The sequence below is a fragment of the Sphingobium sp. PNB genome (assembly GCF_019873065.1).
In the GTDB taxonomy this organism is placed as follows: Bacteria; Pseudomonadota; Alphaproteobacteria; order Sphingomonadales; family Sphingomonadaceae; genus Sphingobium; species Sphingobium fuliginis.
The window spans coordinates 1-2,316 of record NZ_JAINEZ010000195.1; the positions used below are offsets into that span (position 1 = coordinate 1).

4 protein-coding genes are annotated in these 2,316 nt (G+C 58.7%); 2 read left to right on the forward strand and 2 right to left on the reverse strand.

The window, feature by feature from the left end:
* Positions 1–111 precede the first annotated feature (111 nt).
* A complete protein-coding gene (locus K7W03_RS27255) occupies positions 112–492 on the forward strand; it encodes a hypothetical protein (RefSeq protein WP_160167751.1) in 381 nt (126 codons plus the stop codon).
* A 761-nt stretch (positions 493–1,253) separates the two neighbouring features.
* Here the strand turns inward: K7W03_RS27255 and K7W03_RS27260 are convergent.
* On the reverse strand, positions 1,254–1,814 hold the full coding sequence (locus K7W03_RS27260) for a response regulator transcription factor (protein WP_222888091.1): 561 nt from the start codon (positions 1,812–1,814) through the stop codon (positions 1,254–1,256).
* Complete coding sequence (locus tag K7W03_RS27265) at positions 1,811–2,059, reverse strand: hypothetical protein (RefSeq protein WP_084511093.1); 249 nt, start codon at positions 2,057–2,059, stop codon at positions 1,811–1,813. Before K7W03_RS27265 ends, K7W03_RS27260 begins: the two co-directional genes overlap by 4 nt.
* Between K7W03_RS27265 and K7W03_RS27270 the strand changes: the two genes are divergently transcribed.
* Entirely contained in the window at positions 2,058–2,303 is a 246-nt protein-coding gene (locus K7W03_RS27270) for a DUF5818 domain-containing protein (RefSeq protein ID WP_222888092.1), read from the forward strand. The genes K7W03_RS27265 and K7W03_RS27270 overlap by 2 nt on opposite strands.
* Positions 2,304–2,316 lie beyond the last annotated feature (13 nt).

Here is a 2,316-nt window from a genome sequence, read left to right on the forward strand (position 1 = left end):
ATGCCGGTCGTCCGCGCAATACAGCCAGCCGCAGCAAATGCCCAGAGCGGGCCCGAAACCGAGCGTCGTGAATAAGAGAGGCTAGTGTCCTCGTCGACGAACAAAGCTATCATGAGTCAGCACAAGCAGTCCGATTGGCGTGGTTCAGAGAAGATCGGCGTCCCGGTCCGATCAAACAGCAGGGGTAATGGGATGTCGGATCATCACTTCGGTAGCGGTTCTTTCACGAAGGAACTATGGATAGCGAACAAGCGCGTGTTTCAAAATTGCTCGGGCGTGGACGTGGAGTTCGTAACGCCGGGGACCTTCGACTGGATCATCGCAGATGCCAGCGGAAAGGAAGTGAAGTCGGTGGCGCACATCAACAAGACCGGCGGATGGACGAGCATCGATTTGCCATCGCAAGGGCTATATGGTCACTACTCTGTCGGGTTCAGAAACACGTCCGGTGGAACCAAAGAGATCAAGCAAGGCGACGTTTACTTCAAGTAGTGAGCCTGTGGGCACGCCGAAGTAGTTGGCAGCCTCGTCGGATAGCCCGTTTTCGAGATCTCGAAGGGGCTTCTTCAAACACAGCGACTCCGGTTTGAGCTACGGGTACCCGTTCAGACCAATCATCCATCGCGATCCGATCTGGCAGATCATGGCAAACGCGCTTCCGCCGCTTTCCACCTCTGCCGCCTCTTATGATCCTCCCTTCGCGATCCGTTGCTACGCCGCGTAGCGTAGTAGAAACGGCGGTATATGGCGGGCCGGGAGGGATTTGAACTATCTCTTGATATTAGAGGTGGTGTGATCCGCGCGCGTCCGCTTTCAGAAAGCGGCAAGGGTTGCCTGAATCCTCGACATTAGGCGCCCTCTTGACGGAGCGATCAATGGGCAGCTTCTGTCAGGAGCGGTCGTTCGCGGCTGCTGATCCGAACGACCGGCTTTGGTCGGATGCCGCCGGAAGGTCCTGGCGGGACCTGCCATTTAAGGCTTGCCCGGTGAACGCCAATTTGGTCATCGAAGATCGGCCCAGCCCCGGGTCTTTGTCGGACCCGCTAGTAAAGGCCCCCAAGAGGCGCGCGGTATCGTCTCCTTGATTTTGGTCGTCATGACGCTGGCGTCCGGCTTTGTAGAAGTGGGTTCAGGGTTAGCATGAGCTCGTCTTCCACCGGCGGCGCTTTAATGAGAATGGCGTCCAGGTCCGCGGCCTAAGCCCGAAGCGTGCAGGTGGGTCCATGAAAATTAGTCCAGCGATGCCAGAGCGATCAGGCCAACCCGTTAGCGCCCGTTTTGGAAATGATCGACGCCCGGTGATCCTCAACCGTTTTAGGGCTGAGCTCCAGCATGGCAGCGATGACCTTGTTGCTATGACCCTGCACGAGCAGGTCGAACACTTCTCTTTCGCGCGGAGACAATGTGGCGGTGCGGGCGAGCTGCTGTCTTTTCCGGACCGACCAATCCACACCTTCCCTGACCGCGGCAAGCAGCCGCGCTTCATCAAGCGGCTTCTCAAGGTAATCAATCCCTCCATGGCGACGCACCGAGTCGACGGCATTTGCGGTCGTCGGCCATGCCGTCATGAAAATGATCGCGACTGCCGGATCTATGACTCGGACCCGGTCGGCAAAGCCGAAGCCATCGAGATCATTCATCATTACGTCGGTGACGATGCAGGCTGCAGGCGCCGGTGCATAAATATCGAGAAGCCGGACCGGGTCCAGGAATGACTGCGCGCTAAAGCCATGCCGACAGAGCAACCGCGCCACGGTGGCGCCCAGATCGGCGTCATCATCCACCACGTAGACCTTGGGATCGTCTGCGTTCATGCATCGTCTCCGGCGAGCGGCAGGATGATTGAAGCGTGGGCTACGCCGTCATGAACCTTCGCCTTTTCCAAATGCCCGCCATGCGCTTCCACTATGGCCTGCGCAACCAGAGCGCCGACCCCCATGCCTGCCTTGGCGCGATGGCTGGTTCCATGCCGCTCATTCCCTCGCCGGTATGCCAGTCCGCAGGAAATTAATTCCGTGGTACGACTGGCAGTCCGACCATCGGGAGCGATGAATTCCATGCCTCGGCCTACCCCTCTTGAGCTGACTGGCATACTGCTGGAGAAAGGCCCTTATCCGATCCTACGCGCGCCAGACGGCGGGGAGTGGCGGCTGGACATCCTGAAGCGTCACAAGCATCTTTTGGGCACGCGGGTCAAAGTCACTGGAACGAGAGATGGGTTCGACCTGCTTGCTGCGCGGCGACTGACAGGATGCGAGCGTAGCGACAATCAAGATGAGAATCGGTTGTTGGGGTGTCGGTGAAGGGCGGAGGGCG

Excerpts from the sequence above, each read along its gene's own strand:
- K7W03_RS27255 (WP_160167751.1), top strand. The coding sequence starts at position 112 with ATGAGTCAGCACAAGCAGTCCGATTGGCGTGGTTCAGAGAAGATCGGC.
- K7W03_RS27260 (WP_222888091.1), bottom strand. The coding sequence starts at position 1,814 with ATGAACGCAGACGATCCCAAGGTCTACGTGGTGGATGATGACGCCGAT.
- K7W03_RS27270 (WP_222888092.1), top strand. The coding sequence starts at position 2,058 with ATGCCTCGGCCTACCCCTCTTGAGCTGACTGGCATACTGCTGGAGAAA.
- K7W03_RS27265 (WP_084511093.1), bottom strand. The coding sequence starts at position 2,059 with ATGGAATTCATCGCTCCCGATGGTCGGACTGCCAGTCGTACCACGGAA.